The organism is Clostridium nitrophenolicum, from assembly GCF_055391695.1.
The window spans coordinates 1,314,108-1,332,819 of sequence record NZ_AP042469.1; the positions used below are offsets into that span (position 1 = coordinate 1,314,108).

At 28.8% G+C, this 18,712-nt stretch carries 19 protein-coding genes and 2 pseudogenes; 17 read left to right on the forward strand and 4 right to left on the reverse strand.

The window, feature by feature from the left end; translation table 11 throughout:
* Positions 1-45 precede the first annotated feature (45 nt).
* Together ACZ5N4_RS06060 and ACZ5N4_RS06065 are read left to right on the forward strand one after the other, a co-directional pair.
* On the forward strand, positions 46-894 hold the full coding sequence (locus ACZ5N4_RS06060) for a patatin-like phospholipase family protein (RefSeq protein WP_464208087.1): 849 nt from the start codon (positions 46-48) through the stop codon (positions 892-894).
* A gap of 222 nt (positions 895-1,116) precedes the next feature.
* Complete coding sequence (locus ACZ5N4_RS06065; protein ID WP_464208089.1) at positions 1,117-1,773, forward strand: DsbA family oxidoreductase; 657 nt, start codon at positions 1,117-1,119, stop codon at positions 1,771-1,773.
* An 81-nt stretch (positions 1,774-1,854) separates the two neighbouring features.
* On the opposite strand, the gene ACZ5N4_RS06070 is transcribed toward ACZ5N4_RS06065, so the two are convergent.
* Positions 1,855-3,192: an aminotransferase-like domain-containing protein gene (locus tag ACZ5N4_RS06070; RefSeq protein WP_464208091.1), complete on the reverse strand. Its 1,338-nt coding sequence runs from the start codon at positions 3,190-3,192 to the stop codon at positions 1,855-1,857.
* A gap of 222 nt (positions 3,193-3,414) precedes the next feature.
* Between ACZ5N4_RS06070 and ACZ5N4_RS06075 the strand changes: the two genes are divergently transcribed.
* The 6 genes from ACZ5N4_RS06075 (at position 3,415) to ACZ5N4_RS06100 (ending at position 9,379) form a co-directional block, all read left to right on the forward strand.
* Positions 3,415-4,641, forward strand: a complete 1,227-nt coding sequence (locus tag ACZ5N4_RS06075) for a peptidase U32 family protein (RefSeq protein WP_464208093.1) — start codon at positions 3,415-3,417, stop codon at positions 4,639-4,641.
* Positions 4,642-4,956: 315 nt separating this feature from the next.
* Positions 4,957-5,859: a carbon-nitrogen hydrolase family protein gene (locus ACZ5N4_RS06080; RefSeq protein WP_464208095.1), complete on the forward strand. Its 903-nt coding sequence runs from the start codon at positions 4,957-4,959 to the stop codon at positions 5,857-5,859.
* A gap of 457 nt (positions 5,860-6,316) precedes the next feature.
* Positions 6,317-6,808, forward strand: a complete 492-nt coding sequence (locus tag ACZ5N4_RS06085) for a C-GCAxxG-C-C family protein (RefSeq protein WP_464208097.1) — start codon at positions 6,317-6,319, stop codon at positions 6,806-6,808.
* Positions 6,809-6,861: 53 nt separating this feature from the next.
* Entirely contained in the window at positions 6,862-8,316 is a 1,455-nt protein-coding gene (locus tag ACZ5N4_RS06090) for a hypothetical protein (protein ID WP_464208099.1), read from the forward strand.
* Between the two features lie 186 nt (positions 8,317-8,502).
* Positions 8,503-8,667, forward strand: a complete 165-nt coding sequence (locus ACZ5N4_RS06095; RefSeq protein WP_464208101.1) for a hypothetical protein — start codon at positions 8,503-8,505, stop codon at positions 8,665-8,667.
* 196 nt (positions 8,668-8,863) lie between these two features.
* On the forward strand, positions 8,864-9,379 hold the full coding sequence (locus tag ACZ5N4_RS06100; RefSeq protein WP_464208102.1) for an N-acetyltransferase family protein: 516 nt from the start codon (positions 8,864-8,866) through the stop codon (positions 9,377-9,379).
* Positions 9,380-9,556: 177 nt separating this feature from the next.
* Here the strand turns inward: ACZ5N4_RS06100 and mscL are convergent, their stop codons facing one another.
* The gene (gene mscL, locus ACZ5N4_RS06105) at positions 9,557-9,955 is read right to left on the reverse strand and encodes a large-conductance mechanosensitive channel protein MscL (RefSeq protein ID WP_464208104.1); all 399 of its coding nucleotides are present in this window, start codon (positions 9,953-9,955) and stop codon (positions 9,557-9,559) included.
* Between the two features lie 155 nt (positions 9,956-10,110).
* Here mscL and ACZ5N4_RS06110 point away from each other — a divergent pair, with 155 nt between their 5' ends.
* The 3 genes from ACZ5N4_RS06110 to ACZ5N4_RS06120 all read left to right on the forward strand — a co-directional run bounded on the left by ACZ5N4_RS06110 (position 10,111) and on the right by ACZ5N4_RS06120 (position 12,020).
* Positions 10,111-10,557: a MarR family winged helix-turn-helix transcriptional regulator gene (locus ACZ5N4_RS06110; RefSeq protein ID WP_464208106.1), complete on the forward strand. Its 447-nt coding sequence runs from the start codon at positions 10,111-10,113 to the stop codon at positions 10,555-10,557.
* A 234-nt stretch (positions 10,558-10,791) separates the two neighbouring features.
* Positions 10,792-11,139 carry an SHOCT domain-containing protein gene (locus tag ACZ5N4_RS06115; RefSeq protein ID WP_464208108.1) on the forward strand — a complete coding sequence of 116 codons (348 nt, stop codon included), beginning with the start codon at positions 10,792-10,794 and terminating at the stop codon, positions 11,137-11,139.
* 317 nt (positions 11,140-11,456) lie between these two features.
* The gene (locus tag ACZ5N4_RS06120; protein WP_464208110.1) at positions 11,457-12,020 is read left to right on the forward strand and encodes a flavin reductase family protein; all 564 of its coding nucleotides are present in this window, start codon (positions 11,457-11,459) and stop codon (positions 12,018-12,020) included.
* A gap of 176 nt (positions 12,021-12,196) precedes the next feature.
* Here ACZ5N4_RS06120 and ACZ5N4_RS06125 read toward each other — a convergent pair.
* Together ACZ5N4_RS06125 and ACZ5N4_RS06130 are read right to left on the reverse strand one after the other, a co-directional pair.
* A pseudogene (locus tag ACZ5N4_RS06125) lies at positions 12,197-12,607 on the reverse strand (IS3 family transposase); the annotation flags it as partial.
* Positions 12,608-12,655: 48 nt separating this feature from the next.
* Positions 12,656-13,000 (reverse strand): annotated as a pseudogene (locus ACZ5N4_RS06130) (transposase); the annotation flags it as partial.
* A gap of 195 nt (positions 13,001-13,195) precedes the next feature.
* On the opposite strand from ACZ5N4_RS06130, the gene ACZ5N4_RS06135 reads away from it, so the two are divergent.
* The 6 genes from ACZ5N4_RS06135 (at position 13,196) to ACZ5N4_RS06160 (ending at position 18,703) form a co-directional block, all read left to right on the forward strand.
* Positions 13,196-13,798 carry an accessory gene regulator B family protein gene (locus tag ACZ5N4_RS06135; protein ID WP_464208112.1) on the forward strand — a complete coding sequence of 201 codons (603 nt, stop codon included), beginning with the start codon at positions 13,196-13,198 and terminating at the stop codon, positions 13,796-13,798.
* Positions 13,770-13,925 (forward strand): hypothetical protein, encoded by a 156-nt coding sequence (locus ACZ5N4_RS06140; protein ID WP_464208113.1) that lies wholly within the window; start codon positions 13,770-13,772, stop codon positions 13,923-13,925. The genes ACZ5N4_RS06135 and ACZ5N4_RS06140 overlap by 29 nt, the downstream gene beginning before the upstream one ends.
* Before the next feature lie 76 nt (positions 13,926-14,001).
* A complete protein-coding gene (locus ACZ5N4_RS06145; RefSeq protein WP_464208115.1) occupies positions 14,002-15,309 on the forward strand; it encodes a sensor histidine kinase in 1,308 nt (435 codons plus the stop codon).
* Between the two features lie 51 nt (positions 15,310-15,360).
* On the forward strand, positions 15,361-16,128 hold the full coding sequence (locus tag ACZ5N4_RS06150) for a LytR/AlgR family response regulator transcription factor (protein ID WP_464208117.1): 768 nt from the start codon (positions 15,361-15,363) through the stop codon (positions 16,126-16,128).
* Positions 16,129-16,421: 293 nt separating this feature from the next.
* Entirely contained in the window at positions 16,422-17,555 is a 1,134-nt protein-coding gene (locus ACZ5N4_RS06155; protein ID WP_464208119.1) for a radical SAM protein, read from the forward strand.
* 29 nt (positions 17,556-17,584) lie between these two features.
* On the forward strand, positions 17,585-18,703 hold the full coding sequence (locus ACZ5N4_RS06160; protein WP_464208121.1) for a S8 family serine peptidase: 1,119 nt from the start codon (positions 17,585-17,587) through the stop codon (positions 18,701-18,703).
* Positions 18,704-18,712 lie beyond the last annotated feature (9 nt).

Consider the following 18,712-nt stretch of genomic DNA (forward strand, 5'->3'; position numbering starts at 1 on the left):
TATTGTAGAACGTAGTGGAAAATGCTAGAAGGGAGTGTAAGGATTATGAATAATATAGGATTGGTACTTGAAGGGGGAGGTATGAGAGGATTATATACTTGTGGCGCTTTAGAATATTTCATGGAGAAAGATCTATATTTTAATTATATTATAGGGGTTTCAGCTGGAGCCAGTAATGCAGCTTCGTATATATCAAAACAAAAAGGAAGAAATATAAAAGTAAACACAGGGTTTCTAAGAGACTGGAGATATATGAGTTTTAGAAGTCTCCTATTGAAGAAATCATTTTTTGGTATGGACTTTATTTTTAAAGATATTCCTGATAAGTATGTTGAGTTTGATTATGAAACCTTTCATAATGCATCATGTGAATTTCTAGTGGGTGTAACTGATTGTAAAACCGGAAAACCGCTATATTTTAATAAGAATGATATTAGGAGTGAAGGATTTGATATTTTAAGAGCTTCATGTTCACTGCCGCTCATGTCACCAATCGTTAATCTGAAAGGATATGAGCTTTTGGATGGGGGCATATCAGATTCTATTCCAATTACCAAATCAATTAAGGATGGTAACGATAAAAATATTATTATTTTAACTAGGAATAAAGACTATAGAAAAAGTCCGTTAAAATTTGCAAACTTAATAAAAATGAAATATAAAAAATATCCTCTATTAATAGAAACAATGATGAATAGGCATAAGAAATATAATGATACCTTGGATTACATAGAAAGATTGGAAGAAGAAGGTAAGGCAATAGTTATAAGAGCTTCTAAAGAATTAAAGGTTGATAGATTGGAAAGAGATCCAGTAAAGCTTCAAGAACTATTCCAAAATGGATATGAAGATGCTCAAAGCGCTTATAAGAGGATTATGGAGTTTATTCGATGAATAGAATGCTATTCACACAGTTGACAATTAATATAATTGTAACTATAATGGTTACAAAGAGATAATACAAATAAAAAAATTGAATTCTAAAATATTCAATTTTTTTTACCACTGTTGTAACTTATATGGTTACAATTGTGGAAAAGGATAGTACTTGAACAAATACAGATAATATATATGATCAAGGGTTATTACCGTATTTAAGAAGGAGATGAATTTATAATGTCATTAAAAATTAAAGTATATTCAGATTATGTCTGCCCATTTTGTTTTTTAGCTAAAGTTCCTTTTGAGGAGGCAATAAAGGGAAAGGATGTCGAAGTGGAATGGATGCCTTTTGAATTACGCCCAAGTCCTGCACCTAAGATAGACCCAATAAAGGATCCTTCTAAGCTACAGTCATGGGATAGATTTATAAATCCAACTAGCAAAAGCTTAGGAGTTAATATGAAGTTGCCTAATGTTTCACCACATCCATATACAGATTTAGCTTTTGAAGGATTTCATTTTGCTAAGGAACAAGGTAAGGAAAAAGAATACAATGATAGAGTGTTTAAAGCATTCTTTCAAGAAGAACAGGATATTGGAAATATTGATGTACTAACTAAAATTGCTGCAGAGATTGGATTAGATGAAGGTGAATTTAAAGAATCTTTAGTAACAAGAAAGTACAAGGAAGTTCAGCAAAAAGCTCTTCATCATGCATACAACGAGGCAGAGATTACATCTGTTCCAACCTTTATAATAGGTGATAAACGACTACAGGGTTTTAATAGCAAAGAAATATTTGAGAAGGTTGTTAATGATGAATATAAAAAGGATGACTCAAATATTGGCAACGGAATGCATTGCAGCATTGATGGCTTTTGTGAATCTTAAAAATAAAATTAGCAATTATGGCTACAAGTAGAATAGATATAAACGAATAAAAAAGGGGTATAGTCTACCCCTTTATAAAAATTAGGTTAGATATTTTTGTATAGTATTAAGGACTACAGGAATACCTTTTTTTATTTTATCTTCATTCACTTTACTAATACTTATTCTAAAATAATTATCACTTTTATAGTCATCCAAGAAACACATATTTGTATTTAATAATTCTATATTTTTATCTTGTAAGGAACTAATTATTTTATCATATTGTACAGGACCATCTACGTATATACAAGAGAAATATCCGGAATTAGGAATATTCCATTTTATCTTAGGATACTGAAGGGATGACACAGTGTTTTTTAAATAAGTCAATCTATCACAATATAATTTACTCATCTTTTTTCTATGAATATCAAACATACCGCTTTTTAAATAGATTTCTAGAGCACCTTGAGATAAAATTGGACTATTCATATCTGTCCATTTTTTATAACCTAGAAAAGTATTCATTAACAACTTAGGCAATATAAGAGTTGCAACTCTTAAACCGGGCATAAGAATTTTTGAATAACTTTTTAAGTAGATAACCTTTCCGGAAGTATCATAAGCAAAAATAGGATCATTTTTTTTATCTGTTTCTAAATCTGCGACAATATCATCCTCTACAATATATACATCATATTTTGCAGCCATTTTGACAATTGACTCTTTCTCCTGTCTATTATAGGAGTTCCCAGTTGGGTTATGAAATCTAGGAATAGTATAAAAAAACTTAATATTTCCATACTTAAACATATGCTCTAGTTCCTCTAGATTTATACCATTAAGTCCTCTTTCAATTCCTAATGCAGAAACATTATTTAGCTCTAGGGATTTTATCATTCCATAATAAGTAGGTTGCTCAACAAGAATGTTAGACTTACCATTTGGAAAGGGCATAATTGATAATATGTTTAATGCTTGTTGAGAACTGGAGGTTATAATAATGTTATCTGGTCTTGTGAATATTTGATATTGCTGCAAATGTTTTGCTAATGCTTTTGTTAATGAGTTTAACCCTCGAGGATCTGAATAAGTAAAGAGAGTTTCTTTATATAATTCTATTGATTTATTCAGACAATGCTGAAAATCTTTATAAGGAAAAGTTTCAACGTCTGGAACTCCTGATGAGAAGTCAATAATTGCATTTTCAAAGGAATTATTATTATTAAAATCTTCCAATAGGTAGTATCCACTCTTTGGTGATGAATAAATAATATGATCTTTTTCAAGTTTATCGTAAGCTTTTAAAACTGTACCAACACTGCAATTAAATTGTTGAGATAGTGATCTTACAGAAGGTAATCTTTTTTGATATTTAAAATTTCCTGTTAAAGCTTCATTTTTAACATAGTCTATAATCTCCTCATATTTTAACAATTTAAGCGACTCCTTTGCTTTTGTACTAGCACAGAATATGATTTTATTTCTTGGCATATAAATTATACTATAATATTATGAATATGTAATTAAACTTTTTCTATGAAGAATTGAAAATAATAACATCATATAAGGTATAATTTAAGCATGAAGTGGGACAAGTCGAATTGATGATTGTAATATTAACTATTGCTTTATTTAAAGAAGAGGAGAGAGTAAGTTATGAATAAACCAGAACTTTTAGCTCCAGCAGGGAATTTAGAGAAGCTTAAGACAGCTATAAATTTTGGTGCTGATGCTGTTTACCTTGGGGGCAGCAAATTAAATCTAAGAGCCTTTGCAGATAATTTCACTGCTGAAGAATTAAAAGAAGGTCTTGAATTTGCACATTCTAGGGGGAAAAAGATATATGTTACGTTGAACATAATCCCTCACAATGAAGATCTAGTAGGGTTAGAGGAGTATCTTAGAGAGTTATACGATATTGGTGTTGATGCAATACTAGTTGCTGACCCAGGAATTATTATGACCGCAAAAGAAATAGTGCCTAATCTTGAACTACATTTAAGCACACAAGCCAATACTGTAAATTATAAATCCGCTTTATTCTGGCACAATATTGGCGTTAAAAGAGTGGTTATGGCGAGAGAAATGAGCATGAAAGATTTTAAGAAACTCAGAGAAAAACTTCCTGAAAGCTGTGAAATAGAAGCTTTTGTTCACGGCTCAATGTGTATGGCATACTCAGGCAGATGTATGCTTTCAAATTATCTAACAGGTAGAGATTCAAATAGAGGGGTTTGTGCGCAGCCATGTAGATATAAATGTCATCTAGTGGAAGAAAAGAGGCCAGGAGAATATCATGAAATTACTGAAGATATTAATGGAGCTTATATACTGAATTCAAAGGATTTGTGTATGATAGAACATATTCCTGAGCTTATAAATGAAGGAATCAATTCTCTTAAAATTGAAGGAAGAATGAAAAGTACCTTCTATGTTGCGTCGGTAGTAAAAGCCTATAGAGAAGCTATTGATAAATACATAGAAGATCCAGAGAGTTATAGCTTTGAGTCTAAATGGATGAACTATCTTCTAAAGCCTAGTCACAGACCTTATACTACAGGTTTTTATTTTGATGAAGAGATCAAGCAGCATTATGAAAGCTCAGCATATATTCGGGACTATGATATTGTAGGCATTGTAAAGAGCTATGATAAGGAATCTCACATTGCAACTATAGAACAAAGAAATAAAGTTTACAATGGAGATACCGTTGAAGTTTTAGTTCCAAAGGGAGACAACAAGATTATAAGGCTTCAAGATATGAAAAAAGAAAATGGCCAAGCTATAGATAGTGCACCTTCTGCACAAATGATTTTTACGATTCAGTGTCAGGAAGAATTGAAGGCTGATGATATGCTTATTAAGAGCAAAGAAGATAAATAATGAAAAGATTATTATAGATATCCAACTTAAATGCTTGACTTATCTACCGGGATATGTTTCCAAGCTTCAGTCCGTTAAAAACTTTTAGTCAGTCTAAAGCTTGTGTTTTAGACGACCTAAGAACCTTCGAGAAACTCGCTATGCTCAGACAACTCGAAGGTGCTAAGGTTGTCTTAAAACCCTTCACTAAGACTGACACAAAGTTTTTAAATCTACCTTCAGCTTTTGAAACACATCCCTATATATAAGTTGAATGATGAAGTTGGATATCTATATATACCAACCTACTATATTTTTGAAATGGAGATGATAATTGTGAAGATTGCTTTAGCGCAAATGAAAATAAGTGAAAATGTAAATGAAAATTTTGAAAAAACCTTACAGCTAATTGAAGTTGCTGCAAAAAATGAAGCGCAGTTGATTTGCTTTCCAGAACTACAATTAAGTCCATTTTTTCCACAGTATGAGGGAGTAGATGTATCAAATTATGTACTTTCAATTGATGATGAAAAAATAAAAAAAATTCAAGAAAAGTGCAAAGAATTCAATATAATAGCAGTTCCCAATATATATTTAAAAGAAAATAACAAGTATTATGATACCTCATTGCTTATTAATGCAGATGGCAAAATAATGGGAGGGTCAAAAATGGTTCATATTATGAGATGCCATCAATTCTATGAGCAAGATTATTACTCTCCATCTGATACTGGATTTAGGGTATATGATACTCCTCTTGGGAAAATAGGTATAATAGTATGCTTTGATAGACATATAGCGGAAAGTTTCAGGTTATGTGCTTTGCAAGGAGCAGAGCTTATAATAATTCCTACTGCAAATGTTAAAGATGAACCATTAGAAAAGTTTGAGTGGGAGCTCAGGATTCCTGCTATGCAAAACAACATTTTTGTAGCAATGTGTAATAGAGTTGGCAAAGAAGGAGAAATGGATTTTGCAGGGGAGTCAATAGTTGTTGATCCAAACGGCGATGTAGTTGTGAAAGCTGATGACAAGGAGCAAATACTCTATGCTGAAGTTGACATAACTATGGTACAGAAATACAGAGAGCAAAGGCCTTATATAAGCTTAAGAAGACCTCAAGTTTACTCTAAAATTTGTGATACCAACACATATGTTTTTAAGTATCCTCAGGAAACAGAAAGAAATAGCAACGATGAATTGTGGAATAACCTAGAAAAATTGTTTGTTAGTGATTAATGCTAGCTGGAATTTAAAAAGTATTAATAAGTGATGCACCAAGTCATTATTGGAATTATATTAATGGCAAAAGGAATATTTATCCGGTGTCTACCCTCCATGAATAAAGGCTTCTAAGCTTCAGATGGCAACTGAAGATTAGAAGCCTTTTTGTATATAAAAAATTATTATAAATGCAGCGGATTATATAACAAAATATTATAGAGCTACAATAATCCTTATAAAATCTAAAAACTTATACTCTATGGTATAAGCTTAGAGCTAAGATTTATAAGGGGATACGGGAGGTTTAAAGGGATAGTTATATTGTCAAAGCAATCTTTTCTAAAGAGCTGGCCTCATCACTGTTAACAAATCTGGCACTGTTTAATATACAGCTTGCTATCTATAATAAGGACTGTGTTAACACGGAGAATAGGAGCATTTTTAGATTAATTAGGAGCTGGAGGTAAAACAAATGAATAGGGAAGTTAGTATTAAAAAAATTACAAAAGAAGAACTTTTAGATAAAGCTCAAGATAATGCAGAAGAACTTTTTAGAAGTGGTACATTTTTCTGCAGTGAATCGGTGGTACAAACAATTAATGATTTATTAGGCCAACCATTCGATGAAAACGTCGTCAAATTAGCAAGTGGATTTCCTATAGGTATGGGTAAATCCGGCTGTTTATGTGGTGCAGTTTCAGGTGGGCAAATGGCTCTTGGCATGGTATACGGTAGGGTTAAAGGTGAAGTTATGAATGAAAAAATGTTTGAAAAAGCTAAAAAACTCCATGACTATATTAAGAATGAATACAAATCAACATGCTGTAGAGTAATCACAAAGGAATGGGCTGGAGATAATTTTCAAAGCGAAGGAAGGAAGCAACACTGTATAACAATCACTGGGAAAGTTGCAAGATGGATTGCGAATGAACTTATTGAAGATGGACAAATCCAAGTAAAATAGCTAAATGGATTAGGAATAAAGGCATTAATATCAAAGTATGAAGGAGAAATAAAATGAATTATTCAGATAAGAGTAAACTTGAGTTTTTTGGCGGAGAAAAAATCTCTTTTTTACCTACTGTGATTTATATAGGGATAGCTATGTTTTTAGCATTTAATTATGATTTTCTATCAATGAAATCTGTTATAGTAGGTGGTTCGGCTGGTATTCTTGTAGGATTTTTATTTGCAAAAGACAAAGAAAAATACTGGGAAGTAATTATTTCTGGAATTATGCAACCGGGAAATGCCAAATTGTTATTTACTTTTGTATTTATGGGCTGTTTCACAAAACTATTATCTTATGGGCAGATAGGGCAAGGATTTGTGTGGATTAGTCAGACTTTAAATTTGAGCGGTGGTACAGTTGTTTTATTTATATTTCTAGCTTCCATGGTCATTTCTATGGGATGTGGAACACCTATTACGGCAATTTATGCTATTGTACCTATTCTTTATCCTCCAGGAATTATTTTAGGTGCAAATCCAGCTGTTCTATTGGGAGCTATTATCAGTGGGATTTTTTTAGGCGATAATATATCACCTAGCTCCCAAATAACTGCAACGGCAGCAAGTATGCAAACAAATAGCGTTACGGGAATTTCAGCGGATCCTATTACTGTTTTAGCAGATAGGATAAAATATGTCGTATTTGCAGGATTGATTTCAGCAATCTTATTTTATATGAAGACTAATGGTGTAGAAGCAGTACAAAGCAATATTTCAATTGGGAAACTATCTAATCCAAAGGGATTATTGATGTTAATTCCATTAGGAATTTTGTTGTTAGTATGTGTCAAGACAAAAAATTTACTTAAAGGAATAACATTTGGAATTTTATCAGGCCTTGTGATTGGATATGCAAGCGGATTGTTTGGACTAACTGGTATTGTTAATGTTCAAAAAGGAAATATCAGTGGAATTTTATTTGAAGGTGTATATAGCATGGTAGATGTGGTTATCGGCATGATGATGTTATTTAGCATGATTCAAATTATGGTCAGAGGAGAGGGAATTCAGAAAGCTAGCAATTGGGTAACAAAGTTTAAATTTGTACAAAGTCCTATAGGGGCAGAATTGGTTATTGGAGTTAGTTGTATAGTATCGAACATTTTGCTATCTAGCATACCATTACCTGCTATTTTATTAATCAGTTCTTTTATCAATAACTTAGGACATAGGGCCAATTTACATCCTTCAAGAAGATCCTATTTTTTAGTGGGAATGATGCATAATTTAAGTGTAGTTATACCATTTAGTAGTGTTTTCGTGATGAGTGCTATGACTATGGCTCAAGGATTAAATCAACAATATAAATTTACTAACGTAAAAATAAGTGGTTTTGATATTTTTTCTAATAGCTATTATCTTTTAGCCATGACATTAATTGGACTTCTATGGATATTTGTTGGGCTAGGAAGAAAATATCAATCGGACAATAAAGAAACTTCAGCTGAACAAGTTATGTAATAATATTTGAAAACTATGGGCTGTTACATTGAAAATCTATAAATTAAAAGGTGTACTTATACTGAAATGTATAGGTACACCTTTTAGTTTGTTAAAATTCCAAAATAAAAAGTTTAGGCTCTGTTAGAGATTGATGCTGAAAATTGATTATAATAAGACTATATAAAGAGTTACGGAGGTCATATTATGCCAAGTGTAGAGTCAATTAAAAGAGATATACAGGCTTTAGGAACAGCAGGAAAGGAAGAAATATTAAACTATCTTGAAGAAGTCGTTATATTAGGCTCATTTGCAACCGAAGTTACAAATGAAGTAAAGGAAAACCGATTTTCAAAGGGGAAAATCTGTTGATACAATCTCATACTTGTCATTCCGACACAAAATTAAAAGACTTTAGATTTAGAGAAGCAATTTATATATAGTTATGCTAAATATTTGAATGTTTATAGTTGTGTAGTGTATAATTAAACAAATGGACAATTGTAAATAAATACAAAATATAGTCGAGTTGTAATCAAATAAATAGTAGTTTATCGGAGGAATACATATGATTATTAGACCAATAATAGATGATGATGTACAGGCTATTGCTAAAATATATACTGATAATTGGAAAAACACATATCAAAATATCTTACCAGATTCTTTTTTAACAAGTATGACATATGAACATTCAAAAGAAAAGTGGTTGTCATATATTCATGCAGATAAACAAGGTGCTTTTGTTGCATTAGATGAAAATAATATGATTATTGGTTTTTCAGCATACAAGCCATATTATGATTTAAAAAAATGTCTATTACTTGATTCATTGCACATTATACAATCAATTCAAGGTAGTGGAATCGGTAAAAAATTGATTTTTACAATTGGCAAATATGCTTACAATAATGGATATGAAAAAATGTCCATTTGCATTGTAAAAGGAAATGATAGAGCAGGAGGAATATATACTCATTTAGGCGCGAAGCATTATAAAGATTTTATTGATGATTTTGAAGGGACACCATCTAATTCATCAGTTTTGCTATGGGATAATTTAAGCATGTTTATTTCCAAATAAAAAATTGAAATTTATCAAGATTATAATGTTTTATGTATTATTCTTAAAATCAGAATTAATGGAACTACTAAAGAATAGTTCCATTATTGTATACCATATTATCAACATTATTCATTAACATAGGCAAAGTTTAAAAAATAGTTGTTATAACAGTATTTAACTTTTGGAATATAATCTTTATTTCTTTAACAAATCTCTAATTTCTTCAAGTAATAAAACTTCTGGTGATGGTTTTGGAGTCTCTTCTTTAACAACTTCCACATTCTTTTCTCTTTTAAGTTTATTTATTAATTTAACAAATAAGAAAATAGAAAAGGCAATAATTAAGAAATCAATAGTGTTTTGAATAAAATTTCCGTAATTAAGAGTAACTGCTGGTACACTACCGTGAGCTTCCTTAATTGTAAATTTTAAATATGTAAAGTTAACTCCACCAGTTAAAGCACCTGCAAGGGGCATAATAATATCATTAACCAAAGAAGTAACTATTTTTCCAAAAGCACCACCTATAACAACACCAATAGCTAAATCTAGTACATTGCCCTTTATGGCAAATTCTTTAAATTCCTTCAACATATAAAAAACCTCTTTCAATCATCTTTAGTATTTTTAACGTATTGATATTAACATATATATTATTAAGAGACAATATATAGTTGAACCTTCAACAAAACTAGTATATAATGAGTGAAGTTGAAAATTCAATTAGTTTTCAAGGAGGTAATTTACATTTGAAACTAAATAGTTATATTTTAAGAGAAATAGGAGCCCTTGCTAGATGTGTGCAATCAATAAATGATATAAAGCTTAAAGAAGTGAAATTACAAAAAGGACAAATGATTTTTGTAACTAGAATATGTGAAAATCCAGGAATTAATCATATAGATTTATCAAATATTTTAAAAGTTGATAAAACTACTACTACTAAGGCTGTACAAAAGCTAATTGAGGCCGGTTATATAGATAAAGTAAGAGATGAAGAAGATAAGAGAATGTGGAGACTTCATCCTAAGCAGAAAGCTTTAGATGTATATCCAATGCTTGTAGAAGTAGAAAACAAAAACATTGAAAGCTGCTTTAGTGATTTTAGTGAAGAAGAGAAAGAGATAGTCTATAAATTAGTAAAAAGAATGTCCGAGAATATTGAAGATGATTGGAAAGAAATAAAAAGTTTTTAAATATTTTCAACAATTGAATAATAGGATGCCCAAAAGTGAAATGTTTCGTATTTATTGGAAAATTAGTCATTTTTTATCATGCCAACTATGATATAATTATTATTAGTAAAGTTAAAATAGTGATTTTTTATTATATGAGTTACACTAGAGTTATCATTACTATGTGGTAAAAATGAAGTTTCTAAGATTATATTAGTGTTTTTAAAAGCAAGAATTGATTAAGGGGAAAGTGTTATGTTTGAAAGGGATAGAATAAAGTTAAAATCAATTGGTAATATAATCATTGGAATAATGTTTGTAATTTTGGGTGTAACAAGTATTACACGTGGTGAGACTGTTTTCGTTGGATTGGGATTTACACTTATGGGTGTTGTGATTGCAGGTTCTCATCTCTACGATATTTTTAGTAAAAAAGAGGTTTCACAGTATCAAGCTAATGTTGAAGTAACTGATTCTTATCAGGGAGAAGAGAAAAGTTTTGACGAAAAGCTGAGAAAGCTTAAAGCACTTAAGGACGATGGAATTATAAGTGAGGAAGAATATAAAGTAAAAAGAAAACAAATATTAGATGATAAATGGTAGGCAATCAATTAAATTTTACGGTATTTTTATGTCGTACTTCAAATATTATATTTAATATCAAGAGCAGAAATGCTCTTTTATTTTTATCTTAATTAAAAAGCAAACTATGTGAGTACTATTATGATAGCATGAAAAATACAGGATGAGGTAATGTGCTAAATTACAATTATTTGATATTGTGATGCTAAGATTATTTATTTTTGGGCGTGATCTATCTATATGATAACTCATAGAAAAGAAACAGTCTATATTTTTTTCAATTTATCCGTATAATTATTATTGTTGCAACAAATAAATAATTGGATTGGAGAAAGAATATGATAAAGAAGAAAATAGCAAATATCCCTTTTGGACCATTTATTACAGTTTTAGTAGGGGCAATGGTTAATGGAAAGCCAAACTATGCCACACTAGGTGCATATGGTGTTGTAAGTGAGAAGCCTGTATTGTATATTTCATTGAAAAATTCCCACTATACAACTTCAGGTGTAGTGGAAAATGGATTCTTTAGTGTGAACATACCGTCCTCTGAATCTATTGATAAGACTGATTTTTGTGGGTGCATCTCTGGTAATAAAGAAGATAAATCGAATGTTTTTGATTCGTTTTATGATGATGCAGGAAATGCGCCAATGATAAAAGAATGTCCTGTAAATTATCTTTGTAAGGTAATACAGACAATTCCTATATTTGATTTTACGATGTTTATTGGAGAAATTGTTGCAGTATATGCGAATGAAGACTGCATGGAAAATGGAAGACCAAATGCTCTAAAAGTTAAACCAACAATAATGATGGGTTCAGGGTACTTTGATTTAAAGGATAGAGTTGGTTCAATATTTAAAACATATAATACCATAAGTACCGCTGATCCTAAATAATAAGTATTAATATAAGGGTGATACAGAATTTTATTATCTTACATCCTAACTTAAAATCGAATAATTAATAAAAATACCGTATTATTCAGAAATGAACTGCACCCTGTCAAGTAGACAGTGGAAATAAAAAATTTATGGAGTTGTCCAGGTTTTGTAGACACAAAGTTAAGTAAATTTTATGAATTCAATTCTTCGAATTGGGATGGAGAGAGATATCCCAATGAAGAATGCATTCTCTTAGTATTATAATATATTTCAATATACTTAAAGATTTCTTTTTGAGCTTGTTCAGGTGACTCGTAATTAGCGTCCTGAATAAGCTCTCTCTTTATAGTTCTATAGAAAGATTCCATTACTGCATTGTCATAAGGATTTCCTTCTCTACTTTGACTATGAACAGCCCCATACTTCTTTAATAACGCTTGAAATCTTCCTCCTGTGAACTGGGAACCTTGATCTGTATGTACAATTAGGTCGTTTTTAGGATGCTCTTTCCCATAGGCCTGCATAAATGCACCCATTACAAGAGTATCTTTCATTCGATTATCCATAGACTATCCAACAACTTTCCTTGAATATATATCTATTCGCTTCAAGAAGGCTTGGTATTTTTTTAGTAGTTCTAACTCCTTTTTTAACTCATTATTTTCCTGCCTTAGCTTTTTTATTTCATACTGACACAAATAGAGTGCAGTTCCATGACCAGGGAATGCACTCTCTCCGCATTCTTCATATTCACTTATCCAACGATATAAGGAGTTATAATGAATAGATAATGCTTTTGCTGCATCAGCAACAGACATATCATTTTTTTGTACTAACTTAACCGCTGCAATTTTAAATTGTTTATCATAACTTCTTCTCATAAAGTAGACCACATTTTCACATTTTTCTCTTATCTTGGTGTCTACTTTATTATACCATTTCCAATTTTTATTTTTTAATCTGTCTACCTTAAGGGGAGCATATCTAAATGCCATAAAATTCAAATGTAAATTCTATGTATTTAATCTTTACAATATATAGATATTATGAGAAAAATGCAAAATAAACCATATAATCCCAAGAAAATACGAGAATATAGTTAAAAAGTTAATGGACAGGCTAAAATTTTAATGGTAAAATTGTCATAAAGTTACATTAAATCATATAAAAGGACGGTGAATTTAAACTTGATGACAAAAATAACAGACAGTTTAGCTTTATATGTAAATAAATATGCTAAAAAAGATGAAAAAGAATTTAAGGAAATGAGATATGGATTATTTGTATTGATTGTAAATATCACAAAAATAAGTATGCTCATGCTGACTGCTTATTTTCTTGGAATATTTAAATATACTATGACTTATTTTTTATGTTTTTTTATTGTTAGAGCTTTTGCTTTTGGAGTTCATACTAGAAAAAGTATAACATGTACTATATTAAGCTTTATTGTTTTTTTAGGAGGAACTTATCTATCATTATTTTTAAAACTTAATAATTATAATATTATATTTATATTTATAATAAGCTATATATTGTTATACAAATATGCTCCAGCAGATACAGAGGAGAGGCCAATAATAAATGCAAAATTTAGAAAAGAACTAAAAATCAAATCTATTTGCTGTATGACTATTTTATTAATTGCAGCTTTAATTTTAAAAAATTCTATTTACAAATCCATAATTACGTTAGCTTGCTTTTCAGAAGCTTTATTTATAACACCATGTATATATAAAATTTTAGGAAGGGAGTACAATAACTATGAAAGATTATGTACTAAACAAAATTGATTTATTAAATGGAAAGGTGGCATTATTATTAGCGGGTATTGGTATGGCATTGGCACTTACAGCTCCTAATATGTCTAAAATAGGTATGTTCTATGAAGAAAAAATGCCAGAATCATTAATAAAATAACATATAAATAAAACGTATGTATAGTTTACATACGTTTTATTTATATAATAGCTATAATAATAAGGAGATTAGGTAAATGGATTATAATTTTTCCATATTAATATTAAGTGTAATCATTATCTTAAATTTGTATAATCTTAATTTTATTAAATTAGAGTATAAACATATAATCATTCTTAATATAGCTATTTTCACTATAATGAGTATATTAGACCAAGTTAGTGAAACATTATTAGCGCCTTCTGCTTTCTTTGTAATTGTTATATATTTATATAGTTTAGCAAAAGATTTCGCACTAAGTATTCTGTGGGTTTCATTGGCTATTTTAATTCTTCTTCTTATAGATGGAATTTTAGGATGTTTAATAACTGGTATTTTTTACATAAACAAAAATACCATGTTTCAATTAAAAGATCACTATAAATTCTTCTATGTTTTATTGCTTTTACTGAATTTTGTATGTACTAAATTTATAGGAGTTCACATTAACAAAATCTTTACTAAAAATCATAAAAACAGAAACAAAGTTATCACATTAATTTCTATTAATATATTGATAATTTTAATTGTAGCTTATGTATTAAGTATGATAGGAAAATTGTTGAAGATTTATACAGTTTTTTTAGGTATAAATACCTTTTTAATTGTTATACTCTGTACAACTATAATAATTATTCTTAATATTTACCAAGAATATATGAGAAAAGATTTACATGATATATATGTAAATAAAGAACTTAATCAACTTAAAAAGTATGTTTGCGCTGTAGAAGACATGTATAATGAGATAAGAAGAATTAAACATGACCATGTAAATATATTATGCAGTATAAATGGATATATAGAAGATAACAATATAAAGGGTTTGAAAAAATACTTTAATGAAAACATTTTAAAATTAAATGACAGCTTATCAATAAGTTCTGGGAATTTAATGAAAATTAAATATATAAAAGTAGATGGAGTTAAAGGGTTAATATTTTCTAAAATGCTGCAGGCTAAAAATAAATCTGTAGATTTATTTTTAGATATAAGTGAAGATATAGAAAAGTTCCATTTAGAATCAATAGATCTATGCAAAATATTGGGTATATTGCTGGATAACGCTATAGAAGAGGCTGAGCTTTGCACTAATCCAAAAATAAAGTTTGGAATAATAAATTGTACAAGCTCTGTAGTTATAGTTATTATAAATTCATGTAGAAGCAATATTCCTCATATTTATAAAATGTTTGAATACGGATTTTCAACCAAAGGAGAAAATAGGGGGATTGGGCTTAGCAATATTAAAAATATAATAGATAAAAAATATAGTAATGTCACACTAAATACATATGTAGACAATGGAGAATTTAAACAGGAACTTATAATAGATCATAAATAAAATTAACTAAATAGTTTTACTTATAATCTATTATGATAGGGGGAATATGATATGTTAAAAATTTTTGTGTGTGAAGATAATAAAGTGCAGATGATGAGAATAAAAGATATAGTAGAGAATACTATTATAAGAGAAAATTTAGATATGAGTATAGTTACAGCTACAAATGATCCACAAGAAATCTTAAATTTCTTGAAGAATGATACAAAAACGGTAGGTATATATTTTTTAGATATAGATTTAAGATGCAGTTTAAATGGGATAAAATTAGCTGAAGAAATAAGAAAAATAGATAGAGAAGGATTTATTATATTTATAACCACTCATATTGAAATGAGCTTTTTGACTTTTGAGTATAAAGTAGAAGCTATGGATTATATAATAAAGGACGATTATATAAAAATAAAAAATAGAATAAATGATTGTCTTTTAGAGGCTAATAAAAGATTTAATGAAAATCAAATTTATAAAGAAAGTAAGAGCTTATTCACATTTAAGAATAATGAGAAAATAATAAATGTAAAATTTGATAATATTTTATTTTTTGAAACTTCGTCAACAGTACATAAAGTAAGAATTCATGAAGTTAATAGACAAATAGAGTTTTATGGTAATCTCAAGGATATAGAAAGTGAATTGGATGAAAGGTTTTGTAGGTGTCATAAATCTTTTATAGTTAACAAAGATAATATAAAAGAAATAGATACCTTTAATAGGATAATATATATGATAAATGAAGAAATATGTTTAGTATCTGTGAGAGAACTTAGAAAATTATTAAAAGAAAAAAATAAAGAATATAAGCTGTACAAAGTATAGTATATTTAAATATACTATATTACCTTAGCTAAATATAGTAATTGTAGGATTTTTTGAAATTTTATTTTCAAAAAATCCTTTTTTTATTTATATGTTTAAACTAATTATTTAACGTAACCCAAAAAGTCATTAATGTATATTTTATTTGAAATATATAACAATTAGTACTAAAAAATATACTAATAAGATGATTTTATGGAATATTGAACCAAAAAGTAATAATATCTAACTAAAGATTAAACGAGTTATAGTATTAAGTTAAAGTAGAATAAAGTTATAATTGGAGGGATATAATGGAGGAATTAAAATTAATTGTAACTAATAAGTGTAATCTAAATTGTTCTTATTGTTATGAAAAGCATAAAGGAAAAAGTGCAATGACCAAAGAAGTTGCAATGGATGCTATAGATAGTTTTACTGAAAATGCTGAATCAAACACTAGATTAGATTTATCTTTTCATGGGGGAGAGCCTCTATTAGAATTTGAAATAATTAAGTATGCAACAGAATATTTAAAAGAAAAATCAAGTTTAAAAAAACTAGATCCTCACTTTGGTATAACTACAAATGGCACACTAGTTACTCCAGAAATTGCACAGTATTTTAAAGAAAATAATTTTAGGGTAAAAGTAAGTTTAGATGGAAAAGAAGAAACTCATAATTTTCACAGGAAAACAATAGATAATCATGATACTTATAATAAAGTGGTAAAAGCAGCATATTTATTAAATGAAAATGAATGTGATTTAAGCATTAGGATGACTATAACACCAGAGACTGTTGATAGTTTTGTAGAAAATGTTCAATGGCTTCTTGAAAAAGGATTTAGAAAAATAGAAGCAGTAGCAGATAATCTTGCTGATTGGAGCAAAAAATTTGATAAATTAGAAGCTTCATACAAAGAAATACAAAGAATTTATATAGATAGATTAGAAAAAGATAGGTTTAGTTTTGGAATGTTTGATGGAAAAATAGCTCAATATCTACAAGCAAGAAAACCTCGTTTTTGTAATGCTGGGTTTGGACATTTTGTAGTAAACCCAGATGGAACTTTATATCCTTGTGCATATGTAATGGACAAAGAAGAGTTTTGCGTAGGAAAACTTAAAGGAGAAATAGATAAGAAAAAAAGAAAAAGATATATTGAAAAACATCTTACAAAAAATGATATTTGTGAAGAATGTTCCATAGCACATTTTTGTCAAGGAAGAAAGTGTTCATTTAATAATTATATAACAACAGGATATTTGAATTTAAGTAACGATTTTTGGTGTAAACATGAAAAGATGCTTTACAAAATAGTAGAAGAAATTGTAGATGTACTTTGTATAAAAAAAGATACAACTATTATGGAGATGTTGGAATGTATAAAAAATAATCCTGGAATAATTCCAAATGATTCTGTTAAAAAATACTTGCAAGCTTAAGAGTATGTATTGAGAGGTTTTTAAAAAACATGAAAAAAATTAAAATTGCTTTAATTGATAGTGGTGTAGACATTAATCATTCGGACCTATATGACAAATATATCCAGGGAATTGAGCTAACTGGTAAAAGAGATAAAAGTTATGTAAAAAACAGTTTTTCCGATGTAAACGGACATGGAACAGCTATAGCAGGAATTATATTTGATAAGTGTAAAAATATAGATTTATTAAGTATTAAAGTTTTTGATAAAGATTTAAAGTGTTCTTTTGATAGTTTATATAAATCATTAAAATTTGCTATAGAAGAAAATGTACAAATTATAAATTTAAGTCTAGGAACTACTGAAAAAAAACATGAAGAAAAGCTCTATAGATTATGTGAAGTTGCAGTAAATAAAGGAATTTATATTGTTTCTGCTTTTCATAACAAAGAAACAGTAAGTTATCCAGCAGCTTTTACAAATGTTTTTGGAGTTATAGGCAAAAAATTTAATTATAAATATGGATACATATATGATTCAAATACTAATAAAGTTATTGCAAATGGTGCAAGGCAAAGAGATTGTTGGAGTGATAACAGCTATGAATATATATATGGAAATAGTTTCGCTTGTGCAAACTTTACAGGTATATTGGCAAACTTAATGTATGAAAGTTCAATTAATTGCTGGAATGATTTAAAAAAAGAAATTATTAAAAATAGCTTAAATAATAAACAGTGTGAAGAAATAGACGAAAAGGATGAAAGAAAATGGATGAAGAGAATATTGTATTTTCCAATTAATAAAGAAAATATAGAAATAATAAAAAAAATGGATGACAACGAAGAACATAAATCTATAGGAATATACGATTCTCGTCCAGTTTATCAGGATTATTATGAAGTGGAGAAAGAGTCAAAAACAATTAAATTAAAAATTTATAATAATATAGAAGTTGGCTTAGAAAATGCAGATACTTTGATGATAGGAGACTTAAATTTTATTCCTAGAAACAAACAGGTACAAATAAAAAGAGATCTAATAAAAAAAGCAATAATCTTTGGAAAAAATATTCTTTCTAAAGATGCGCTTCTAGTAGATGATTATTGTGATTTATATGAATTAGCGGATAAAAAAGGGATAATTATGAAATCTGTATATGTGTAAGGCTTAATA